Genomic DNA, 20,653 nt, shown 5'->3' on the forward strand with positions numbered 1-20,653 from the left:
CGGGCTACCGACAGCCGTCCCTGACCGGCCGATGAGAGGACGCTGTACGCCCTGCTCACGCCGTCCGCGACGGGTGGCACCAACACGGCGGGCGGCGACCCGGTCTCCCGGATCACCGCCCGCCGCGACGCGATGTGCCCCGGCTCACGTGAGCCGAACGCGCGTCAGGTCAACCGCAAGGTCACTTGAGGGTGACCTTGGCGCCCTCGCCCTCGAGCTTGGCCTTGGCCTTCTCGGCGGTCTCCTTGTTGGCCTTCTCCAGGACGGCCTTCGGAGCGGCCTCGACCAGGTCCTTGGCCTCCTTGAGGCCCAGGCCGGTCAGCTCGCGCACGACCTTGATGACCTGGATCTTCTTGCCACCGTCGGCGTCGAGGATGACGTCGAACTCGTCCTTCTCCGGCTCGGCCTCGGCGGCCGGGGCACCCGGACCGGCCGGGCCGGCCATGGCGACCGGAGCGGCGGCGGTGACCTCGAAGGTCTCCTCGAACTGCTTCACGAACTCAGAGAGCTCGATCAGCGTCATCTCCTTGAACGCGTCGAGCAGCTCGTCGGTGCTGAGCTTCGCCATGTCTGGCGTCCTTTCTCAAGTGAAAACTAAGAACGTGGGTGCGCCGGGTGGCCTCAGGCCGCCTCGGCGCCCTCCTTCTCGCGCTTGTCCTGCAGGGCGGCCGCCAGACGCGCGGTCTTGGCGAGCGGAGCCTGGAACAGGGCCGCGGCCTTGCTCAGGTTGCCCTTCATGGCGCCGGCCAGCTTGGCCAGCAGCACCTCGCGGGACTCCAGGTCGGCGAGCTTCGTGACCTCGGCCGCGGAAATGGCCTTGCCCTCGAAGACACCGCCCTTGATGACGAGCTTCGGGTTGGCCTTCGCGAAGTCGCGAAGCCCCTTCGCCGCCTCGACGACGTCGCCCGAAACGAAAGTCAGCGCGGTAGGACCGGAGAACAGCTCGTCGAGGCCGGAGATGCCCGCATCGACCGCGGCACGCTTCGCCAGCGTGTTCTTCGCGACCGTGTAGCTGGTCTCCTTGCCGAGCGAGCGCCGCAGCTGGGTGAGCTGCGAAACCGTGAGCCCGCGGTACTCGGTCAGCACGGTCGCTCCCGCGTTGCGGAAGCTCTCGGTCAGCTCGGCGACGGCCGTGGCCTTGTCGGCCCGGATCGGCTTGTCCGCCATGTCCCTCCTCTCTCGTTGCTCGGAGCTGGTACGCCGGCGGCGAGCCGGGGCTCGACGACGGCGGCAGAGGCATCACGACAACGAAAAAGCCCCGGCGCAGGGCGCACGGGGCGAGGGCCGGGACACGGGCACAGTCGGCGGACCGTGCGTGACACCGAGTTTCGCTTACCGCCCTGCGCGGGTCGCCCGTCGTCGCGGAACCTTCGACCGTGCCGGAGCACGGTGACCAGCGGTCTTTGGGTGGAACTACCGCACCAGGTTACGCGACGCGCGCCGCAGCACCAAATCCCCCGGGGTGCTCCCGGTCACCAGGGCTCAGGCCCGGGTGCGCCGCGCCCACCCGTAGCCGGTCAGCGCCACCGCCGTCCAGGCCACCGCCCAGCCGGTGAGCAGCAGGCCGGCCCCGGCCGCGACCGGCCCGGTGACCGCCCGCGCGGTCGCCATCACCGGCGGGACCACCCAGGGGGCGACCGAGCCGGAGAGCCCGAGCACCACGACCCCGACCGCGCCGGTGACCAGCACGGCCACGCCGTACCCGGCGCTGCGGGTCACGGCCCGGCTGGCCAGCGCGCCGAGCGCCACCGCCGCCGGCAGGGCGAGCAGGTGGGCCCAGAGCCCGAGCGCGACCCCGACGAGCACCGGCCGTTCCCCCGGCCCGACGGTCGCGGTGACCCCGCCGAGCGGCCACGGCAGCGCCAGCGCGACGAGCACCACGGCGAGCCCGGCCACCAGCGCCGCGAGCAGCCCGGCCATCCGTTCCCGGGCCGGCCCGACCACCACCCGGGCCATCCGGCGCTGCACGTCGGGTTCCACGTCCAGCAGGATCTTGGTCTGCCACGCCAGCACCGGGAACAGCACCACGGCGGAGACGCCGTAGGCCTCCGCCGGCCGGGCCCGGCCACCGCCGTAGAGGACGCCGAGGACGAGCAGGCCGGCCAGGACCGGCGCCAGCGCCCGTCCGGTACGCAGGAAGCCGGTCAGCCGCAGGCGGACCAGCGCGCTCACTTGGCCACCTCCGCTGCCGGCCCGGGCCGGGCGGAGTCCCCGGCCTCGGCGCCGGCCTGGTCCGGGGAACCGGATCGGCCGTCCTCGCCCGGTGAACCGGCATCGGCCCCGGGGCCGGAAGCGCCGGGCGCCAGACCGGTGCCCGGCGGGCCGGCGGAGGCCGGCACCGGGTGCGTGGCCGGGGGCGGGACGGCGTGTTGGCGTACCCGAAGGATCTGGTGGCCGTCAGCGCGCAGGCGGGCGACGGCGGCGGCCAGCCCGGCGGCCGGCACCGCCAGCTCGACCACGGCGACGGCCGCGGCGCCCGACGACGCCTCCTCGGTCACCGTGCCGTCGGCGACCGACAGGTGCCGGGCGCCCGGCAGCCGGACCGTCTCGCCGCGGTGGTCGCTGACCAGCACCGTGCCGCCGTCGGCAAGCACCTCGCCGATGATCTCGGGGACCGATTCGCGGGCAGTGGCGTCCAGCCCCTCCCAGGGCTCGTCGAGCACCAGCAGGCCGGGCGGGCGCAGCAGCGCCTGCGCCAGGCCGACCTTCTGCGCGGTGCCCTTGGACAACCGCGGCAGGCGCACGTCGTGGAAACGGGTCAGGCCCAGTCGCTCCACCCAGTGGCGCACCGCCCGGTCGACGGCGGGGCCGGGCAGGCCTGCGACGCGGCCCATGGCGGAGAGGTAGGCCCCGACGGTGAACGGCTGGTCGGCGGGGAAGCGTTCCGGCACCCACCCGACGACCGACGGCCGGTCGGCCACCCGGCCCCGGCTCGGGGGCAGCACCCCGGCGGCGAGCTGGAGCAGGGTGGACTTGCCGGCGCCGTTGCGGCCGAGCACGACCGCTGCCTCACCCCTGCCGATCGCGACGTCGACCTGCCGCAGCACCCACGGGCCGTGCCTGTGGTAGCGGAGCCAGACGCCGTCGAGCCGCATGCGCCCGAGAGTGCCACACCTGACGAACGGACGGGGCCCCGCCACGACGTGGTGGCGGGGCCCCGTTCGGGAGTACGCGTGCTCAGCCCTCGGCCGAGCCCTCCTGGAAGTTCTTCACGACCTTCGGGTCGACCGGGACGCCCGGGCCCATGGTGGTGGTGAGGGTGACCTTCTTGAGGTACGTGCCCTTGGCCGCGGACGGCTTGGCCCGCAGCACCTCGTCCAGCACCGCGGCGTAGTTGTCCACCAGCTGGGTCTCCGAGAAGGAGGCCTTGCCGATGATCAGGTGCAGGTTGGAGTGCTTGTCCACCCGGAAGGTGATCTTGCCGCCCTTGATGTCCGAGACGGCCTTGGTGACGTCCATGGTCACGGTGCCGGTCTTCGGGTTCGGCATCAGACCGCGCGGGCCCAGGATCCGCGCGATCCGGCCGATCTTGGCCATCTGGTCGGGCGTGGCGATCGCCGCGTCGAAGTCCAGCCAACCGCCCTGGATACGGGCGACCAGCTCGTCGGTGCCCACCTCGTCCGCACCCGCGGCGACGGCCTCCTCGGCCTTCGCGCCGGCGGCGAAGACGATCACGCGGGCGGTCTTACCGGTGCCGTGCGGCAGGTTGACCGTGCCGCGGACCATCTGGTCCGCCTTGCGGGGGTCGACGCCGAGGCGCATCGCGACCTCGACCGTGGCGTCGAACTTGGTGTTGGTGGTGTCCTTGGCCAGCTTGACGGCCTCGACGGGGGTGTAGAGCTTCGACCGGTCGATGACCTCGGCGGCCTTGCGGTAGCTCTTGCTGCGCTGCATTTCTGGTGACTCCTGTGGTCTCTGGCGGGCGCGCGGCGTGCGCGGCCCTCCCACGAACAGAAAGATCGGGTGGAGCGGTGAAGCGAGATCAGTCGGCGACGGTCAGGCCCATCGACCGGGCGGTGCCGGCGATGATCTTCTCGGCCTGGTCGATGTCGTTGGCGTTGAGGTCCGCCATCTTCTTCTCGGCGATCTCGCGCAGCTGGGCGCGGGTGACCGAGCCGACCTTCTCCTTGTGCGGGACGCCCGAGCCCTTCTGCACGCCGGCGGCCTTGATCAGCAGCCGGGCGGCGGGCGGGGTCTTCAGCACGAAGGTGAAGGTGCGGTCCTCGTAGACGCTGATCTCGGCGGGGACGATGTCGCCCCGCTGGGACTCGGTCTGCGCGTTGTAGGACTTGCAGAACTCCATGATGTTCACGCCGTGCTGGCCGAGCGCGGGGCCGACCGGCGGCGCCGGGGTGGCCTGGCCCGCCGGCAGCTGAAGCGTGAACGTCTTGACGAGCTTCTTCTTCGGAGGCATGTCTCTTCCTGGGGCTTGGAACCGGGATTCTCGCCGGTCCGCGGGCGCGCACGGTCAGCGCGGTGCGGACAGCCGACGTTCTAGGGTAGCGCAAACCTCTACCGGGTTTTCGCCGAGGTCGGCGGTCGTCGAAACGCCGCACCGGCGGCCACCCTTTCCAGGGTGACCGCCGGTGCCGACGTACGTCAGATCTTGGCGACCTGGTTGAAGTTCAGCTCGACCGGCGTCTCCCGGCCGAAGATCGACACCAGCACCTTGAGCTTCTGCTGGTCGGCGTTGATCTCGCTGATCGTCGCCGGCAGCGACGCGAACGCGCCGTCGGTGACGGTGACCGAGTCGCCGACCTCGAAGTCGAGGACCTTGACCTCGGGCTTGGCCTTCTTCTGCTCGGTCTCGACCGCCGGGGCCAGCCACTTGAGCACCTCGTCGAGGCTCAGCGGCGCCGGCCGGTCGGCCCGGTCGGTCGCGCCGACGAAGCCGGTGACCCCCGGGGTGTTCCGGACGCAGGAGTAGGACTCGGCGGTCAGCTCCATCCGGACCAGGATGTAGCCCGGGAAGACCTTCGCCTGGACCTGCGACCGCTTGCCGTTCTTGACCTCGACCTCTTCCCGGGTCGGCACCTCGACCTGGTAGATGAAGTCCTCCATGTCGAGGGAGGTGATCCGGGTCTCGAGGTTGGTCTTGACCTTGTTCTCGTAGCCGGCGTACGAGTGCACCACGTACCAGTCGCCGGGCGCGTAGCGCAGCTTCTGGCGCAGCTCGGCGACCGGGTCGAAGTCCTCGTCCGGGGCCGGCTCGGTGGTCGGGAACTCCGGCTCGCTGGCGGCCTCGACTGACTCGTTGTTGGCCGCCGTCGCCACCGTGGACTGCTCGTCCGGGGTTCCGGCGGTCTCGTCGTACTCAGGCACGCTCGCTCACTTCCGTCAGTATCGCTGTCCGCAGGTCAGCTGGGCTCGCCGAAGACCCACAGCACCGCCTTGGCGAAGCCGTAGTCCAGGCCGGCCACGATCGCCAGCATCACCGCGACGAAGGTGACCACCACAGCCGTATAGGTCAGCAGCTCCTTGCGGGTCGGCCAGATGACCTTACGCAGCTCTGCCACGACCTCGCGGAAGAACCGCGCGATGCGGGCGAACAGCCCGATCCGCTCGGCGTCCTTGCGGGTCTTCCGGCCCTCGGCCGGCTCGGCCTGCGCCCGCTTACGGGTCGCGGTGCCGCCCCGCGAGACCGCCTCGTCCGCGTCGGTGGCGTCGTCGTCGGCCACGTCGTCGACGGTTGCGTCGTCGTTCAGACGCTCGTCGCCGTCGTCCTCGCCGCGGCGCTTGCTCTCGGCCACTTCGCCCTCCGTGCGGGTATGGGGTCGCACGCCGGGCGGCGTGCGCGGCGTGTTGGTCACGCCGGCCGGACCAACCGTCCCGCGACGGGCCGCGGCCGGCGGACCGGCCGGGAGGGCCCGAACGCCTCGGAACCACCCCACCGGTGCCACCACCACGGGCCGGACGCCACCGGTGAGGGCGGCGCGACCCACGGAACGGTCAGGCCTGAGGCGCAGGGGTGACAGGACTTGAACCTGCAGCCTGCGGTTTTGGAGACCGCTGCTCTGCCAATTGAGCTACACCCCTGTGCGGCAACTCACCTCCACCCGGACATGTTGTGCCGAGCGGGGGTCACTTGCCCCACGGCGGACCAGTGTACGGGTAGTCGTGCGACTTTCCCAACCGGTCTGCCCCTCGCGCGTCGGGCGGACCCTCAGCGCGTCGAACGGATCAGTGCCCGAGCCTGCGACAGCACCTTCTCACCCTGGCAGGTGGCGGTGATGTCGAGCCTGGTCAGGCCCGCATCGGTGACCTCCTTGACCACCGCCGACACCTCGATCTCGGTGCCCTCGTCGGTGTCCGGAACGACCACCGGGCGGGTGAACCGGACGCCGAAGTCGACCACCGCGTCCGGCGCGCCGGCCCAGCCGGCCACCGCCCGCCCGACCAGCGCCATGGTGAACATGCCGTGGGCGATGACGCCCGGCAGCCCGACGGCGGTGGCGGTGCGGTCGCTCCAGTGGATCCGGTTGAAGTCGCCCGAGGCACCCGCGTAGCGGACCAGGTCCGCGCGGGTCACCCGGTACGTCTGGGTGGGCAGCTCCATGTCCTCAGGCCTCCCCGCGTACGACGATCTTGGACCACACTGCGACCACCGGCTCACCGTCCACAGTGCTCACATCGGTGCGGGTGGTCAGGAAGCCGTGCCCGCCCCGGGTGGTGACCTCCTCGATGGTGCTCACGCACACCAGCTCGTCCCCGGCCACCACCGGCCGGGTGTACGCGAACCGCTGGTCGCCGTGCACCACGCGGCTGTAGTCCACGCCGAGCGCCGGGTCCTCGACGATCTGCCGGCTGGCCGCCATCGTGACGACCACCGGGAACGTCGGCGGCGCCACCACGTCGGGGTGGCCGAGCGCCCGGGCCGCCTCCGGGTCGTGGTGAGCCGGGTCGGTCGCGCCGACGGCGGTGGCGAACTCGCGGATCTTTTCTCGGCCCACCTGATAGGGGGCGGTCGGCGGGTACGTCCGGCCGACGAAGGACGGGTCCAGGGACATGCCGCCGAACCTACACGGAAAATACGAACGCCGATCCGCCCGGTCGGGCGGCCCGGAGGCCACCCGTCAGGTGGATCGGCGTTCGAGAAGCTGCTGCGAGCCGGCTGCACCGGCCCCGATCAGCGGGTCTCGCGGTGGACGGTGTGCTTGCCGTCCCGGGGGCAGAACTTCTTCAGCTCGATGCGGTCCGGGTCGTTACGGCGGTTCTTGCGCGTGATGTAGTTGCGCTCCTTGCACTCCACACACGCCAAAGTGATCTTCGGCCGGACATCGGTCGCCTTCGCCACGGCGGAGTGCCTTCCTCGCTCACGGATAACAACTACGGCGTGTCAGCGTACGCGCTGACGACGCGGACATGCAAAGTGGGCGCCTGTGGCGCCCATCCCACCGGCCACCGGGCTGGGCCCGGAGGACGAGAGTAGCGGTGGCCGGACTTGAACCGGCGACACAGCGATTATGAGCCGCTTGCTCTGCCATCTGAGCTACACCGCCGTGGCGGGTCCAGCCGGACCCTCTGAGCCCCCTTACGGAATCGAACCGTAGACCTTCTCCTTACCATGGAGACGCTCTGCCGACTGAGCTAAGGGGGCCTGCTCGATCACCCCGGGGGGTGTCGCGCAGGGGAAACAGTACACGACCGCGTCGCGCAGGTGAAATCGGATCCCCCAGGTGAGTGTCAGCCCTGGTCAGGGCACAACTCGCAGGCGCGGCAGCTCCCCCGCGACCACCGTCTCCGGGTCGACCTGGGCGCCGAACCAGGCCTCCAGCCGCTCGTACGGCAGGGGGCGGCTGAACAGGAAACCCTGCCCGATCTCACAGCCGATGTCCTGGAGCAGCTCCAACGTCAGCTCGCTCTCCACGCCTTCGGCCACCACCGCGAGGCCGAACTGCTGGGACAGCGTCACCACCGCGTTGACGATCGCCAGGTCGCCCGGATCGGTCGCCATGCCCTGCACGAACGACCGGTCCACCTTCACCTCGTGCACCGGCAGCCGGCGCAGTTGCGCCAGGGACGAGTTGCCGGTGCCGAAGTCGTCCACCGAGAGCCGGACACCCAGGTCACGCAGGCTGCGCAGGGTGGGTATGGGACGTTCGGTGCCGTCCAGGACACCCGCCTCGGTGACCTCCAGCGTCAGCCGCTGCGGCGGTACGCCGTACTCGGCCAGCAGATCGCGTACCAGCGCCGGGAAGTGCTGGTCGGTGAGCGTACGCGCGGCGAGGTTGACCGCGACGGACAGCGGCTGTTCGCCGTGGCTCCAGTCGCGGCTGCGCCGCAGGCTCTCCCGGAGCACGAACTCGGTGAGCCGGCCGAGCTGACCGGTGTGCTCGGCCACCGCCACGAAGTCGTCCGGTGCGACACTGCCGTGCGCCGGGTGCTCCCACCGGGCCAGGCACTCCACGCCCACCAGGCGGCGGTCCCGCAGCGTGACCTTGGGCTGGAAGTAGACCTCCAGCTCGCCCTCGTCGAGCGCCCGTTGCAGGTCACCGGCGAGGCCGAGCCGGCGCATCGACCGTGATTCCAGCGCCGGACTGTAGAGCTGGATGCTGCCCGGTACCGACTTCGCCGCGGTGGCCGCCAGGTCGACGCGTTGCAGCAGCGCCACCGCGTCGCTGCCGTGGTCCGGGTGGACGGCCACCCCGACGACCGTGTCCACGTCCAGGGTGAGCGCGTCGAAGACCATCTCGTCGCGGATCTGCTCCCGGATCTGGTTCGCCAGTTCCAGGGCCGCCTCGGCGCTCTCCAACCGGAGCGTCACCAGGAACTCGTCACCGCCGGCGCGGCCGACGAGCGCCGAGGAGGGCGCGCAGGCGCGCAGTCGCTCAGCCACCTCGACCAGCACCTTGTCACCCGCGGCGTGGCCCAGCGACTCGTTCACCTGGCGGAGCCGGTCGACGTCGAAGAGCAGCAGCGCCACCACCTCACCCGGGGCGCGGATCTTGACCGCCTCCGCCACCGACGAGGTGAGGCGCCGCCGGTTGGGCAGCCCGGTGAGCACGTCGTGCTCGGCGTCGTGTCGCAGCCGGTCGACCAGGCGGGAGTTCTCCAGCGCTACAGCGGCGTGCGCGGCCACCGTCTCGAAGACGGGGATGTCGCCGGGGGCGAAGTGACCGATGTCGCTGAGCCGGTTGGTCACCTCGAGCGTGCCGATCACAGCCTGACCGGAACGCAGCGGCACGACGATGGCGTCCTTGACCCGCTCCTCCCCCGCGGTCTGCCGCAACGCGGGATCGCCGCCGAGCCAGCGGCCGAACGAGAGGGTGCGACCCTTCTTGCGCACCTGCTGCCGCAGGCTCGCCGGGGTCGGCGCCAGGTCCAGCAGGCCGGGGGTGTCCACCCGGGCGGTGAGCAGCACCTCGGGATGCCGGCCCTGGGCGGGCAGCCAGAGCGTCGCGTACTCGGCCTGCATCAGCGCGCGTACCCGGTCGAGCAGGATGTCGGCGAGCGACCGCTCGGTGCCGGAGGCGAGGAGCCGGGTGAGCTCGTACATCCCGGCCAGCGTCCGATGCTGACGGAAGAACTGGGAGTAGGAGTGGTAGACCAGGACCAGGCCGCTGAAGAGGGCGGCGAGCAGCAGGGCCGACCACCACGTCGTCCGCAGGGCGATCAGGACGAGCAGGCCGATCGCCACGTTGATGGCGGCGGTGAGCAGAGCGGTCGGCATGCTGCGCAGCGCGTCCCGCCCGGCCGGCCAGCCCTGAAGCAGCACGTGCACACCGACCACGCTCACGAGGCTGACCAACGTGACCACGCAGACGGCGAGGAACAGCGACCCCCACGTCCCCGGGCCGACGTTGCGCAGCGGCGGCAGCGCCAGGAGGACGAGACTGGCCAGCGAGGTTGCGGCGGCGGCCTTGGCGACGTTGAACCACAGCTTCGCCGCGCCAAAGCGGTGCGAGACGCTCCAGACCAGCACCGAGAGTGTGTAGATCAGTACGACACTCAACGGGGGCAGGAAGTAGAGCGCCACGATGAGTGGCACCTCGGTCAGCGTCACGCCCACCGACTGGCGCCGGACGTAGACGTTAAGCGCAGCGAAGCTGATCCCCGCCATGACGACGAAGAACACGAAGGCGAGCGGCCACTCGCCGAACGGTTGATCGGCAACCAGCGCGACGCAGGTGCTGAAGACCACCGCCAGCAGCGCCAGAGGGGCGGTGACGAGCCAGGCACGTTCCGTCGACCTGCGAGGTCGGCCCTGGCCTACCATGCCCCTCCTACCCGAGACGCCGTCCGCCGGGGGCGGACGGCTCGATGATTCAGCGCAGGGCGCCCATCGTCCAGACGATGTCGGCGAGTTGCGCGCCACCAGTGCCGGGGATGACGCCGAAGGCGCCTGCGACGGCGGCGAGCACGAGGAGCGAGCCGAACAGGCGGCCCAGCGTTCGACCAGACATGATTGCTCCTGTCGGGAGATTGCCACAGGGATGGTGAAGGTTTCCCGATCGTGCCACAACGCCGGGGGGCAGAAAAGCGGAGAGGGCGCGCCCAGCCCGAGTAGCTGTCAGGTTCCGCCGTTCGGCCCGGCCGACCGCGACACGCAGCCAGGTCACGGGGGTGCAGGGGGTTCAGCCGCTTCGTCCACTGCGGATTCCCACCTTCACCCACGAAGGGGATCAAGTCACGCGAAAGCCCACACCACCAGCCCGGGCCGCCCGGCCGGCTCCGCCCGGCCGATCCGCCCCGGTGGAACGCCACCGGACCCGCGGGCATTGACCACCATACCTGCCTGCGTCATGAACGCCAGAGGACGATTCCCTCATTCACGCCGGAACCGACCGTCGGACACGAGATCGGAACGCACCTGCGCGTCGGGGCGCTTCGACCACAGCGATGACCGGACGACGAGGACCGGGCGTTCGCGGCGCAGGATCCGCGACCGCTGTTTCGTCGTCGAGCAACCGCGGCCACGGGCGTGCCGGATCACGGTCGGGCTCACTGAATGCCTCGAAGACGACGGCCGGCGGAGGCGCTTGACCGCAGGGGGTGCCGGCCCGGGCCGCCCGCCCACCGCCCCACCGTCTCGATCATGAAGTCGGCGGCGATAAATCGGGCACCAGACACCGTCAACTTCATGATCACCTGGGTGGGCGGCGGCAGCGCGGGCATCCCCACCCGCCCCCATCCGCGCCGGGATCAAGGAGCTTGTTTCACGCTGCTCAGGCTGTTTCCCAGTCGTCGGTGGCACACCCGACCTCGAAGCTCCACCAGCCCTCCGCCTCGCCCTGTTGCAGGACAGCCTTGATCGCGGGGAGATCTGCACTACCCGGCACGGTGAAAGCGACAAGAGGCAGTTCCATGCTGAACGTCTCGCCGCCGAGGCCGAAGGGCGCCAGGCGGTCGTAGACGGCTTCGGCGCTTGGCCCGAGCGGGCCACGGGGCCTCGGCAGGACTCTGACCGTGCAGTTGCCCGACGCCTCGACCCGTCCGGTTGCCCAGCGAAGTCCGTCAGGGCCCATGGTGAACCGCACGACGTCTCCCTCAGCCACACCGTCCTGAAGGAACGGAACGTTGCAGATGCGAGCCATGCCAGGACCGGCAGCGACACCCCACAGGCCCTCTGTGTCGTAGGGCAGCCAGCCTTCCCGCGGGACGAACTTGAACCAGATCTTGATGAGCTGGTCTCCGGCAGGAAGATCCCGGTCTGGGGCAGGAAAGGGCATAGCCGACATCATCCCTGGTGTAGGAAACTCTTACTTCACCTCAAGCGCGATCGCGGCCAGGCGGCACGGAAGCCGAACCGGTCGCCCGTCGCGGGTCGGAGCTGCCGACTGCCGCGCCGTCCAACTCCCGGACTGGCTTGCCCTCGGGCCGCCCGACGCGGCAGGCAGCGCACCAGCGCCGAGCCGTCAGCCGGTCGCTACCCGCCCGGTTCCCGGCAGTCGGGCACGCTGACCGACATCAGCGTTCCTGACCGCAGGAGCGTCCTCGGCAGCGAGATCGACCCGTCCGCGATCTGTCCACGACAAGTCGTAGACGGCTGGACTCAGCCGGCACTCCGCCAGACGAATGACAACGGCCCCCGATCAGCATTCCTGCTGGTCAAGGGCCGCATCCGCACCTGGCGGCGGGTAGTGGATTCGAACCTCTGTAGCTTTCGCTACGGATTCACAGAACGCTACTCGCGCGCTGCGGCCAGCGGAAACACCATCAAGTGCCCGGCTGGCGTCACGGATACGACACAGAGACACCAACCCGCACACAGCTAGCTCCGGGCGCTCGCCCCCTCTGCTGGGAGCGGTCAGCACCTATAGACAAAAAGATCATCAACCAAGGGCTGCTTCCGTGATCGGCCGGGGTTCACGCAGGACCTCAGGAGGTTGAAGATCAAGTTAGGCCCACGTACCGACCGGGTCAGCCACCGGACCGGCGACGAGCGGCCCGCCACCGCTCAGGGTCCAGGGTCTGGCGAACTCCTGACATCGCCACGTGCGCGAGGTTCCCTTCGGCTGCCTGTCGGTCGATCCGACCGGCCGACTGGAAGCCCAGCTTCTGCAGCACCCGGATGGACGGGTGGTTGTCCCGAACGGTGTCGGCGCGGATTTCCCGGACGCCGGGCTGGGCGACAAGGTGGTCCAACAGCAGGGTCGCCGCCCGGGTCGCCACTCCCCGGCTCTGCCGGCCCGGTAGGACGGTGAAGTAGATCTCAACGACGCCGGGAGCCTCCGTCGGGGCGGCACCCACCGAACCGAGATAGCTGTCGTCGGAGGCGTCGGCGATGGTCAGGGACAGGACCTCGTCTTCGGTGCCGTACGACGAGATGACGTAGTCGAGCATGGCCCGCGCGCCCTCGACGGACTTCTGCTCTGGGGTGAACGCCATGTACCGGGTGGCGTCGGGGTCGGTCAGGAAGCGCGCGAAGGCGTCCAGGTCCGCAGGCTTGTGCGGCCGGATCACGATGTCGCCGTCGCGGATCGATGGCGGGCAGGTCAGTTGCACTCGGTGTGACTCCTAAACAGGCTGGGCTGGCGGATGGCGGCCGTCGACGACCGCGGCACCGAGCGACCCTAACAACCCACGCTGGAGCCGCCGACCACTTTCCGGCGGGCGCCGGCGGCGGCCGTCAGGCCCGGGTGAACTCAGGCGGCGGATCCGGCTGCCCCAGGACGGATCGTTGCCCACCGCGTCGCTCGGCATCGGGAACTCTCCCGCCCTACCGGGAGTGTTCACCGGTCTCGCCATGGTCATCGGAGCCGTGACCGGACTCGTGCGGCTGTCCCTCTAGACAGACTGGCGAGGGGCGCCGGATCGGCTTGATCTCGGTGACACGCATATGACACAGCCAGCGAGATCGAGCGGGCTGGAGCGAGACCGAGCGAGACTCACAGAAGAGGCCCCTGACCGGCGTTCTCGCTGGTCAGGGGCCTCTTTGTGCACCTGGTGGCGGGTAGAGGATTCGAACCTCTGAAGCTTTCGCGACGGATTTACAGTCCGCTCCCATTGGCCGCTCGGGCAACCCGCCAGGGCACACCACCGCGTCGCAACGCGGCAGCGGAAGCAAGGATAGCGGTTGCCCCCGGCACTGCCGCAACCGGGTACCGTCAGGAGGTCCCACGCTGGTCAGCGCGGGACGGACCAGGACAGACCGCCGGACAGCAGGAGCATGAGCATGGCAGCGAACCCGTCGTTCGACATCGTGAGCAAGGTCGACCGGCAGGAGGTCGACAACGCCGTCCGCCAGTCGGAGAAGGAGCTCTCGACGCGGTTCGACTTCCGCGGCACCGGCGCGGAGATCTCTTGGTCGGGCGAGGAGGCGATCAGCCTCCAGGCGGAGACCGAGGAGCGGGTCCGGGCCGCGCTGGACGTCTTCAAGGAGAAGCTGGTCAAGCGGAACATCTCGTTGAAGTCGCTCGACGCCGGCGAGCCCCGGCAGTCGGGCAAGATCTTCAAGATCGACGCCAAGGTGGTGCAGGGCATCGACTCGGACAAGGCCAAGGCGATCAGCAAGAAGATCCGCGACGAGGGCCCGAAGGGCGTGCAGGCGCAGATCCAGGGCGACCAGCTCCGCGTCACGGGCAAGAAGAAGGACGACCTCCAGTCCGTCATCACGCTGCTCAAGGGCGAGGACTTCGGGCTGGCTCTCCAGTTCACGAACTACCGGTGAGCACGACCGTGTCGTGGCCGGTGACCGGGCCGGTCACCGGCCACGACGCGGGTCAGCGGCCCCGCAGCGGCCGGAACGCGGCCCGCATCTCGGCCGCGAACAGCTCCGGCTCCTCCCACGCGGCGAAGTGCCCGCCCGTGTCGACCTCGTTGAAGTACGCGACGCCGGGGTAGACCGCCTCGACCCAGCTGCGCGGCGCCGCCCAGATCTCGTCGGGGGACGCGGTGAACGCGACAGGCACCTTGGCCGGCGGCCGGGCCTGGCCGGCCTCCTTGGCGGCGGCCAGGAACCGGCCGAACTCCCAGTACCGCCGGGCGGACGAGGCGCCGGTGCCGGTCAGCCAGTAGAGCGTGATGTTGTCGACGACGCTGTCCTGGGTCAGGCCACCGACCGGTGTGCCGTCGACGAACGCGCGGGAGATCTTGTAGTAGCTGTCGGTGTCGTGGTCGAGCATCCAGGCGGCCAGCCCGACGGGTGAGTCCAGCAGCGAGTAGCCGATGGTCTGCGGCCGGGTGGTCTGCTCCAGGAAGTAGCCGAACCCGGCCGTCGTGAACAGCTGGAGTGCGTCGTGGGCCGCGCGTTCCTGCTCGGACTTCGCCGGCAGCTCGTCCTTGAGGTCGATCGCCCCGGCGAGCAGGTTGACATGGACGCCGAGCAGCCCGTCCGGTCCCTGGCGGGCCATCGCGTCGGTGACCGCGGCCCCCCACGTCGCCGCCCTGGGCGACGTAGCGGGTGTAGCCGAGGCGGCGCATCAGCTCGGCCCAGGCGGCGGCGATGCGGCCGTTCTCCCAGCCGGGTTCGGTCGGCGCGCCGGAGAAGCCGTAGCCGGGCACGGACGGCTGGGCCAGCGGGTCGCCGCGATCCGGCGGTGCAGATCGGCGATGGTCTCGTCCGGCGTGTCGAGCCGGAAGGGGCGGATGTCGTCGGTGGCCATGGCCTGCACCTTTCGCGTCGAGTGGACGGGCGCGGAACACCGGCGGGAACGATCAGTCTGGCAGGGGCCGGACGCCTGCCGGGCCGGAACGACGGTCCCGCCGGTTGCCACCGTTTCCGGCCCTGTTTCTGCCGTCAGGCGACTTCCTTGGGGTACGGGCCGGGCATGCGGTCGGGTGGGAGCCATGACGCCCGCGATGCTCCTCCCCTATCGCCCGGTGCTCGGTCAACCGGTGCTGCGCCGGCTGCTGCCCGGACTCGCGACCTCCGCTCTCGGTGACGGGCTCGCCCTGGTCGCGGTGACGTGGCTGGCCCTGCAACTCGCCCCCGAGGGGCAGCGCGGCACCTGGACGGCGTTCGCGGTGGCGGCGTACACGCTGCCGGGAGCGGCCGGCACGCTGCTGCTCGGACGGTGGTTGGGTGGACGGAGCGGGGCCCAGCTCGCCGGTTGGGACGCGACCGTGCGGGCCGCCGCGTTGGGGGCGATCCCGGCCGCCCACCTCGCGGGGGTGCTGGACGTCGGCCTCTACGTCGCCTTGCTCGCGGTGTCCTCGCTCCTGCATCCGTGGGGGTCGGCCGGTCGCTTCACGCTCGTGGCCGAGCTGCTGCCGCAGCGGCACCACCTGGCCGCGAACGCGCTGCTCGGGGTGTTCGGCCAGGCGGCGACGATCGTCGGCCCGCCGCTCGCCGGTCTCCTCATCGCCTGGGCCGGCGCGGTGTGGGTGATCGCGATCGACGCGGTCAGCTTCGCCGTGCTGGCCGTCAGCTACCGCCTCGTCGTCCCGGCCGTCCGCCGTGAAAGCGCCGTCCGGAGTGAAGGCGCCCGCCGTGAAGGCAGCGTCCGCCACCAGGCCGGAGACCAGCACGAGGACGGAGACCGCGAGGGCGGAGACCGCCACGAGGGCCCGACGGCCGGACCGTCGCGTACGTCGGGATTCCGGATCATCGCGCGGGACCGGTCGCTGCTCGGCCTGCTGTCGCTGTCCTTCGCGTTCTTCTTCCTCTTCGGACCGTTCTACGTGGCCATGCCGGTGCACGTCACCGACGACCTGCGCGCCTCCGCCGGGACGCTCGCGGCCTACTACACCGCGTTCGGCGTCGGGTCGCTGCTCGGCGGGCTGCTCACCGGCCACCTGCGCGGACGGCCGCTGCGGACCACGCTCGCCGGCATCGTCGCGCTGTTCGGCGCCGCGCTGCTCCCGCTCGGCCTGGGCGCGCCGGTCGTCCTGTCGCTGCCCGCGTTCGCGCTCGCCGGCCTGGTCTGGGCGCCCTATCAGCCGACCGCGACAGCGCTTTTCCAGCGCCGCGTCGGCACCGTGGACCTCCCCCGCGTGCTGTCGGCAAAGGGTGCGGTCACCGTGCTGGCGGTGCCGCTGGGAACGATGCTCGGCGGTCCGGCGACCGCGCTGCTCGGGGCACGCCCCACGCTCTTGGCGTGCGCGGTGACGATCCTCGCGCTGAGCCTGGCCGCCGCAACGGCCGCCGCAAGCCCCGGCCCCGGAGCGCGGTCCACGAGGCGGACCGGACCGTGGGCGACGGGCCCCCGCGACCAGCCCGGCCGGGTGGACGCGCCGGATCGAGTACGACCCGGCGCGCCCTGATCCGGGTGCAACCGCGGCAGCCGCATCGGGGTGTCGTGTGGTGAGAGCGGACACGGGAGGTGGGCATGGACGGCGGCGTGGAGCGGGTGGTGACCGCCGGCGGGTGAGCGGTCAGGCGGCGAGCGACTGCTCGGCGCGTACCGCTGTGGCCTCGGCCCGGGCGATCGGGCCACCGGGCAGCGCGGCGACCGCGGCCCCGACGGCGACCGCCGCCCCGGCGAAGACGAACGCCCACGAGACGCCACCGGCGTGGTCGATGATCAGGCCCGCGATCGAGCCGCCGGCGGCGCTCGCCGCGACCGACATGGTCACCACCCAGGTGTACGCCTCGTTCAGCATGCCGGCCGGAGTGATCCGCCCGACGAGTGTGTTCTCCAGGGTGAGAGCGGGTGCGATGGCCGCGCCGCCGAGCACCAGCGCGACGCCCAGCGCCGTCGGGTCGGGAATGAACGCGAAGACGATGAGGCTGGCCGCGACGGTGCCGAGCAGCCAGGCGAACTGGCGGGTCATGTTGGCGGCGGGCTTGCGTACGCCGAACCAGAAACCACCGATGGCGCTGCCGATGCCCCAGACTGCGAGCAGCACGCCGGCCAGGCTCTCGGGGTCGTCGGCGCCGGAGTTCCCGGCGAAGGCCGGGACGATGACGCCGGAGGCGCCGAACGCGATGCCGAGGCTCGCCACGCAGAGCAGCAGCGCGGGGAAGCCGCCGAGCCGCAGCGGGCCGAGGCCCCGGGCGTGGTGCTCACGCGCGTGTGGGCGCCAGCCGCGCATGACCCGGCCGAGCGCGACGGTACCGGTGCCCACGAGGGTGACCACCGCGGCGCCGACGAGCGCGGCGGAGGCGTCGGCGAGCAGCACGAAGCCCGCCACCAGCAGTGGGCCGACCACGAACACGACCTCGAACAGCGTGGTCTCGGCGGCGAGCGCGGTGTTGCGCAGGTGCGCCCGGCCGGTGGCGGGTGCGGTGAGGTCGTTCCAGGCGCCCCGGATCGCGGCGGTCAGCGGCGGATACGTGGCGCCGGCCAGGCCAGCGGCCAGGTAGATCAGCCCGACGTTGCCGCTGTCGGAACGGGTGGCGACGAGCAGCCCGATCAGGGCGAGCGGGTGGGCGAGCGCGGTGACCAGCAGGACGGGGGCGGGTCCGACCCCGTCGGCGATCCGGCCGGCGACCGGGCTGAGCGCGGCGCCGGAGAGCGCGTAGATGCCGCCGGCGACGGCGGCCAGGGAGTACCGGCCGGTGACCTGCTCCACGACGAGCAGCAGCGCCAGCGGGGTCATGCCGATCCCGAGCCGGCCGATGATGCCGAGGATCAGCAGCATCGGCGCGCCGGGGATCCGCCAGACGCCCTGGTACTGGCGCAGTGCGGCCACGGTGTGCACCTCCGGGAAGTAACGAGTGACTCAGCCTTCGACCCTAACGCCCCTGCTGGCCGGAACGGTGGTCGAGTCGGTCACATCGGGCTCCCGGTGCGGGGCTGCCTTACCCGCCGGGAACGAGTAGGTTCGGTGATCGAACGGAGTCCATGCCTACGGCGAGTCGGCCGCCGCCGTGATCGGAGGTCGGATGAGCGGCATGGCTGTCGCGCCGTTGCGGGTCGAGATCTACTCCCTGTACGGCGACGCCCGGCCCGCCGAGCCCGCGTCCGCCACCCTCCGGGGTTCGCTGCCGGTCCGTGCGGTCCAGCAGTGCCCACCGGTCACTGCCGACTACGAGCCGGTCGGCGTCGAGGAAACGGACCCGTCGGATCGATGACCGACACCGCGACGCCCGCTCCCGGCTACCGGGCACTGTTCCGGCATCCGGTCGCGGTCCGGCTGCTCGTCGCCCGGGGCGTCTCCGAGCTGGGTGACTTCGTCGGGCTGGCGGCCCTGCTGCTGCTCGCGTACGACCAGACCGATTCGGTCCTCGGTCCGGCCGCCGTGTACGCCGCCCGCACGGTGCCCGCCCTGCTCGTCGCGACGGTGTTCAGCGGCTGGCTGGACGTGCCGGCCCGGCGCACCATGCTGGTCGGGCTCTCGCTGGCCGGTGCGGTGCTCATCGCCGTACCGGCTGCGGCACCCCGGCCGGTGCCGGCGATCGTGGCGGCCGGGCTGCTCGGCGCGGTCCGGGCCGCGTACGCGAGCGTGCACGTGGCGATCACGGCCGAGGCGGTGGAGACGCCGCTGCGGCTGCCGCTGTTCGGGCTCTCCGCCTTCGCCAACCAGAGCGGCCAGGTCGTCGGCCTGCTCGCCGGGGCGAGTGTGACGGTGGCGCTCGGCCCTCGGGTGGCGCTCGTGATCGACCTGGTCTCGTTCCTGCTCGCGGCGGTGGTCCTCGCCGGCCTGCCGGTGCGCTGGCAGGAGCACCGGGGTCCACGGCCGCCCGCCACCGCGGGCATCCGGATCATCGCCGCCCATCCGGTGCTGCGGGGCGTGGCGCTGCTGACCCTGGCCACCGTCCTGTCCGGCGGGCTGCCGGAGACGCTCGCCCCGGATCTGGCCTCTGGCGGGTGGCGGCCGGTCGTGCTGGCGGCGTCGTCGTTCGGCGGCGCGGTGTTCGTGCTGGTGGTGGGACGGCGGGGATGGCTGGCCCGGGTGACCGGTCAGGTGGTGGCGGCGAGCGCGCTCGGCGCCGCGCTGCTGCTGGCCGGTCTGCTGGTGGCGCTCGACGCCCCGGTGTGGGCGCTCGCCGGGGCGAACGCGCTCGTCGGAGCGGGCGGCGGGTGGCTGATCGGCGCCCAGGCCACGTTCGCGCGGCTGGCGCCGCGGGAGCGGATGGGGCAGGTGGAGGCGACGATCGTGGCCGGCAACATTGTGCTCTCCGGCGTCGGGATCTTCCTGCTCGGCGGCTTGGCGGTGCTGCTCGGCCCGGCCGCCGCCTACCTGGCGGCGGGGGTGGTGCTGCTCGCCGTGGTGCTGGTCGCCCGGCCGGACCGGCTGCCCGAGCCGGCCGTGCCCTGACGGCCGCCCGGGGCAAGACTGCCCAGACACGACGCCGCCCGCGTCCGGGTGGACGCGGGCGGCGCGGTGGTCACGCGGGTCAGCGCTGGAACTGCACCGGCCCGGAGTTGCGGGCCATCTGCTCCAGGCGGGCCACCCGCTGCTCCATCGGCGGGTGGGTGGCGAACATCGCGGCGATGCCGCCGCCCCGCTTGAACGGGTTGTCGATCATCAGGTGCGCGGTGCTGGCGAGCTGGCCCTGCGGCGCCAGCGGACGGGCCTGCGTACCCATGTGGATCTTACGAAGGGCGCTGGCCAGGGCCAGCGGGTCGCGGCTCAGCTCGGCGCCGGACTGGTCGGCCTGGTACTCCCGGCTCCGGCTGATCGCGAGCTGGATCACCGTGGCGGCGATCGGGCCGAGGATCAGCGTGAGCAGCAGCACGGCCGGGTTCGGGCCGTCCTCGTCGTCCGAGGAGCCCAGCGGGATGAACCAGGCCAGGTTCGCCAGCATGGTGATGATGCCGGCCAGGCCGGCCGCCACGCTGGAGATCAGGATGTCCCGGTTGTAGACGTGGGACAGCTCGTGCCCGATCACGCCGCGCAACTCCCGGTAGTCCAGGATCTCCACGATGCCCTGGGTCACGCAGACCGCCGCGTTCTCCGGGTTACGACCGGTGGCGAACGCGTTGGGCTGCGAGGTCGGGCTCACGTAGAGCCGGGGCATCGGCTTGCCGGCCTGCGTGGAGAGCTCCCGCACCATCTGGTAGAGCTCGGGGAACTGTGCCTCGCTGACCGGTTGCGCCTTCATCGAGCGCAGTGCGAGCTTGTCGGAGTAGAAGTAGGTGACGCCGTTCATCAGCAACGACACGACGACGGCGATGACGAGACCGCCGCTACCGCCGAACCAGTAGCCGACCGCGAGGATCAGCGAGGTCAACAGGCCGAGCAGCGCTGCGGTCTTGAGACGGTTGTGATGCACGATCTCTCCTTCGGTGCACGGGCCTTGCGGGAGGCCCGCTGACCGGTTCAACACACCGGTACCCGTCAACCATCCGGCTCATGGCTGAAAGTTGGCTGGATGTTGCTGTGG

Annotated in this window: 23 protein-coding genes and 4 tRNA genes; 4 read left to right on the plus strand and 23 right to left on the minus strand. The window is 71.4% G+C overall.

Going from position 1 to position 20,653, the window contains the following annotated elements; translation table 11 throughout:
- Positions 1–181: 181 nt before the first annotated feature.
- The 19 genes from rplL to KSK32_RS07835 form a co-directional block, all read right to left on the minus strand.
- Positions 182–568 (minus strand): 50S ribosomal protein L7/L12, encoded by a 387-nt coding sequence (gene rplL, locus KSK32_RS07745; protein ID WP_018784545.1) that lies wholly within the window; start codon positions 566–568, stop codon positions 182–184.
- A gap of 53 nt (positions 569–621) precedes the next feature.
- The gene (gene rplJ, locus KSK32_RS07750) at positions 622–1,167 is read right to left on the minus strand and encodes a 50S ribosomal protein L10 (protein WP_216929841.1); all 546 of its coding nucleotides are present in this window, start codon (positions 1,165–1,167) and stop codon (positions 622–624) included.
- Between the two features lie 315 nt (positions 1,168–1,482).
- Entirely contained in the window at positions 1,483–2,172 is a 690-nt protein-coding gene (locus tag KSK32_RS07755) for a hypothetical protein (RefSeq protein WP_216929843.1), read from the minus strand.
- A complete protein-coding gene (locus KSK32_RS07760; protein ID WP_216929845.1) occupies positions 2,169–3,095 on the minus strand; it encodes an ATP-binding cassette domain-containing protein in 927 nt (308 codons plus the stop codon). The genes KSK32_RS07755 and KSK32_RS07760 overlap by 4 nt, the downstream gene beginning before the upstream one ends.
- A gap of 82 nt (positions 3,096–3,177) precedes the next feature.
- Positions 3,178–3,894: a 50S ribosomal protein L1 gene (gene rplA, locus KSK32_RS07765; RefSeq protein ID WP_216929847.1), complete on the minus strand. Its 717-nt coding sequence runs from the start codon at positions 3,892–3,894 to the stop codon at positions 3,178–3,180.
- An 88-nt stretch (positions 3,895–3,982) separates the two neighbouring features.
- Positions 3,983–4,414, minus strand: coding sequence for a 50S ribosomal protein L11 (gene rplK / locus KSK32_RS07770; protein ID WP_013288647.1), 432 nt, complete (start codon positions 4,412–4,414; stop codon positions 3,983–3,985).
- A 185-nt stretch (positions 4,415–4,599) separates the two neighbouring features.
- The gene (gene nusG, locus KSK32_RS07775; protein ID WP_073828961.1) at positions 4,600–5,322 is read right to left on the minus strand and encodes a transcription termination/antitermination protein NusG; all 723 of its coding nucleotides are present in this window, start codon (positions 5,320–5,322) and stop codon (positions 4,600–4,602) included.
- Between the two features lie 35 nt (positions 5,323–5,357).
- Positions 5,358–5,750: a preprotein translocase subunit SecE gene (gene secE / locus KSK32_RS07780; protein ID WP_216929849.1), complete on the minus strand. Its 393-nt coding sequence runs from the start codon at positions 5,748–5,750 to the stop codon at positions 5,358–5,360.
- A 213-nt stretch (positions 5,751–5,963) separates the two neighbouring features.
- A tRNA-Trp gene (locus KSK32_RS07785) sits at positions 5,964–6,036 on the minus strand.
- Positions 6,037–6,163: 127 nt separating this feature from the next.
- The gene (locus tag KSK32_RS07790) at positions 6,164–6,556 is read right to left on the minus strand and encodes a MaoC family dehydratase (RefSeq protein ID WP_216929851.1); all 393 of its coding nucleotides are present in this window, start codon (positions 6,554–6,556) and stop codon (positions 6,164–6,166) included.
- 4 nt (positions 6,557–6,560) lie between these two features.
- Entirely contained in the window at positions 6,561–7,007 is a 447-nt protein-coding gene (locus KSK32_RS07795; protein WP_091041138.1) for a MaoC family dehydratase N-terminal domain-containing protein, read from the minus strand.
- 119 nt (positions 7,008–7,126) lie between these two features.
- Complete coding sequence (gene rpmG, locus KSK32_RS07800; protein WP_013288652.1) at positions 7,127–7,294, minus strand: 50S ribosomal protein L33; 168 nt, start codon at positions 7,292–7,294, stop codon at positions 7,127–7,129.
- Between the two features lie 132 nt (positions 7,295–7,426).
- Positions 7,427–7,499: transfer RNA gene (locus KSK32_RS07805), tRNA-Met, on the minus strand.
- Positions 7,500–7,524: 25 nt separating this feature from the next.
- Positions 7,525–7,597 (minus strand) — tRNA-Thr (locus KSK32_RS07810).
- Between the two features lie 96 nt (positions 7,598–7,693).
- Positions 7,694–10,216 (minus strand): bifunctional diguanylate cyclase/phosphodiesterase, encoded by a 2,523-nt coding sequence (locus KSK32_RS07815; RefSeq protein WP_216929853.1) that lies wholly within the window; start codon positions 10,214–10,216, stop codon positions 7,694–7,696.
- Between the two features lie 49 nt (positions 10,217–10,265).
- Positions 10,266–10,403 carry a hypothetical protein gene (locus KSK32_RS07820; RefSeq protein WP_216929855.1) on the minus strand — a complete coding sequence of 46 codons (138 nt, stop codon included), beginning with the start codon at positions 10,401–10,403 and terminating at the stop codon, positions 10,266–10,268.
- 762 nt (positions 10,404–11,165) lie between these two features.
- Entirely contained in the window at positions 11,166–11,669 is a 504-nt protein-coding gene (locus tag KSK32_RS07825; protein WP_216929857.1) for a DUF4265 domain-containing protein, read from the minus strand.
- Between the two features lie 691 nt (positions 11,670–12,360).
- Positions 12,361–12,945: a GNAT family N-acetyltransferase gene (locus tag KSK32_RS07830; RefSeq protein WP_216929859.1), complete on the minus strand. Its 585-nt coding sequence runs from the start codon at positions 12,943–12,945 to the stop codon at positions 12,361–12,363.
- Positions 12,946–13,384: 439 nt separating this feature from the next.
- Positions 13,385–13,468, minus strand: a tRNA-Tyr gene (locus KSK32_RS07835).
- Positions 13,469–13,615: 147 nt separating this feature from the next.
- On the opposite strand from KSK32_RS07835, the gene KSK32_RS07840 reads away from it, so the two are divergent.
- Positions 13,616–14,110, plus strand: coding sequence for a YajQ family cyclic di-GMP-binding protein (locus KSK32_RS07840; RefSeq protein ID WP_216929862.1), 495 nt, complete (start codon positions 13,616–13,618; stop codon positions 14,108–14,110).
- 52 nt (positions 14,111–14,162) lie between these two features.
- Here the strand turns inward: KSK32_RS07840 and KSK32_RS07845 are convergent, their stop codons facing one another.
- Together KSK32_RS07845 and KSK32_RS07850 are read right to left on the minus strand one after the other, a co-directional pair.
- Positions 14,163–14,792: a hypothetical protein gene (locus KSK32_RS07845; protein WP_216929864.1), complete on the minus strand. Its 630-nt coding sequence runs from the start codon at positions 14,790–14,792 to the stop codon at positions 14,163–14,165.
- Positions 14,793–14,861: 69 nt separating this feature from the next.
- A complete protein-coding gene (locus KSK32_RS07850) occupies positions 14,862–15,044 on the minus strand; it encodes an epoxide hydrolase N-terminal domain-containing protein (RefSeq protein ID WP_216929865.1) in 183 nt (60 codons plus the stop codon).
- A 184-nt stretch (positions 15,045–15,228) separates the two neighbouring features.
- Here KSK32_RS07850 and KSK32_RS07855 point away from each other — a divergent pair, with 184 nt between their 5' ends.
- Entirely contained in the window at positions 15,229–16,644 is a 1,416-nt protein-coding gene (locus KSK32_RS07855) for an MFS transporter (protein WP_216929867.1), read from the plus strand.
- 111 nt (positions 16,645–16,755) lie between these two features.
- Here KSK32_RS07855 and KSK32_RS07860 read toward each other — a convergent pair whose 3' ends face one another.
- The gene (locus tag KSK32_RS07860) at positions 16,756–18,015 is read right to left on the minus strand and encodes an MFS transporter (protein ID WP_216929874.1); all 1,260 of its coding nucleotides are present in this window, start codon (positions 18,013–18,015) and stop codon (positions 16,756–16,758) included.
- A gap of 193 nt (positions 18,016–18,208) precedes the next feature.
- On the opposite strand from KSK32_RS07860, the gene KSK32_RS07865 reads away from it, so the two are divergent.
- Together KSK32_RS07865 and KSK32_RS07870 are read left to right on the plus strand one after the other, a co-directional pair.
- Positions 18,209–18,397, plus strand: a complete 189-nt coding sequence (locus KSK32_RS07865) for a hypothetical protein (RefSeq protein ID WP_216929876.1) — start codon at positions 18,209–18,211, stop codon at positions 18,395–18,397.
- Entirely contained in the window at positions 18,394–19,584 is a 1,191-nt protein-coding gene (locus KSK32_RS07870) for a hypothetical protein (RefSeq protein ID WP_216929878.1), read from the plus strand. The genes KSK32_RS07865 and KSK32_RS07870 overlap by 4 nt, the downstream gene beginning before the upstream one ends.
- Positions 19,585–19,663: 79 nt before the next feature.
- Here the strand turns inward: KSK32_RS07870 and htpX are convergent, their stop codons facing one another.
- Positions 19,664–20,542 carry a zinc metalloprotease HtpX gene (gene htpX, locus KSK32_RS07875; RefSeq protein ID WP_216929880.1) on the minus strand — a complete coding sequence of 293 codons (879 nt, stop codon included), beginning with the start codon at positions 20,540–20,542 and terminating at the stop codon, positions 19,664–19,666.
- Between the last annotated feature and the right edge of the window lie 111 nt (positions 20,543–20,653).

The organism is Micromonospora sp. WMMB482, assembly GCF_019038635.1.
Taxonomy (GTDB): Bacteria; Actinomycetota; Actinomycetes; order Mycobacteriales; family Micromonosporaceae; genus Micromonospora; species Micromonospora marina.

Excerpts from the sequence above, each read along its gene's own strand:
- KSK32_RS07795 (WP_091041138.1), bottom strand. The coding sequence starts at position 7,007 with ATGTCCCTGGACCCGTCCTTCGTCGGCCGGACGTACCCGCCGACCGCC.
- KSK32_RS07790 (WP_216929851.1), bottom strand. The coding sequence starts at position 6,556 with ATGGAGCTGCCCACCCAGACGTACCGGGTGACCCGCGCGGACCTGGTC.
- KSK32_RS07825 (WP_216929857.1), bottom strand. The coding sequence starts at position 11,669 with ATGCCCTTTCCTGCCCCAGACCGGGATCTTCCTGCCGGAGACCAGCTC.
- KSK32_RS07820 (WP_216929855.1), bottom strand. The coding sequence starts at position 10,403 with ATGTCTGGTCGAACGCTGGGCCGCCTGTTCGGCTCGCTCCTCGTGCTC.
- rplJ (WP_216929841.1), bottom strand. The coding sequence starts at position 1,167 with ATGGCGGACAAGCCGATCCGGGCCGACAAGGCCACGGCCGTCGCCGAG.
- KSK32_RS07870 (WP_216929878.1), top strand. The coding sequence starts at position 18,394 with ATGACCGACACCGCGACGCCCGCTCCCGGCTACCGGGCACTGTTCCGG.
- KSK32_RS07850 (WP_216929865.1), bottom strand. The coding sequence starts at position 15,044 with ATGGCCACCGACGACATCCGCCCCTTCCGGCTCGACACGCCGGACGAG.
- KSK32_RS07855 (WP_216929867.1), top strand. The coding sequence starts at position 15,229 with ATGACGCCCGCGATGCTCCTCCCCTATCGCCCGGTGCTCGGTCAACCG.
- KSK32_RS07865 (WP_216929876.1), top strand. The coding sequence starts at position 18,209 with ATGAGCGGCATGGCTGTCGCGCCGTTGCGGGTCGAGATCTACTCCCTG.
- rplL (WP_018784545.1), bottom strand. The coding sequence starts at position 568 with ATGGCGAAGCTCAGCACCGACGAGCTGCTCGACGCGTTCAAGGAGATG.
- KSK32_RS07845 (WP_216929864.1), bottom strand. The coding sequence starts at position 14,792 with ATGGCCCGCCAGGGACCGGACGGGCTGCTCGGCGTCCATGTCAACCTG.
- KSK32_RS07815 (WP_216929853.1), bottom strand. The coding sequence starts at position 10,216 with ATGGTAGGCCAGGGCCGACCTCGCAGGTCGACGGAACGTGCCTGGCTC.
- rplA (WP_216929847.1), bottom strand. The coding sequence starts at position 3,894 with ATGCAGCGCAGCAAGAGCTACCGCAAGGCCGCCGAGGTCATCGACCGG.
- KSK32_RS07840 (WP_216929862.1), top strand. The coding sequence starts at position 13,616 with ATGGCAGCGAACCCGTCGTTCGACATCGTGAGCAAGGTCGACCGGCAG.
- rplK (WP_013288647.1), bottom strand. The coding sequence starts at position 4,414 with ATGCCTCCGAAGAAGAAGCTCGTCAAGACGTTCACGCTTCAGCTGCCG.
- KSK32_RS07760 (WP_216929845.1), bottom strand. The coding sequence starts at position 3,095 with ATGCGGCTCGACGGCGTCTGGCTCCGCTACCACAGGCACGGCCCGTGG.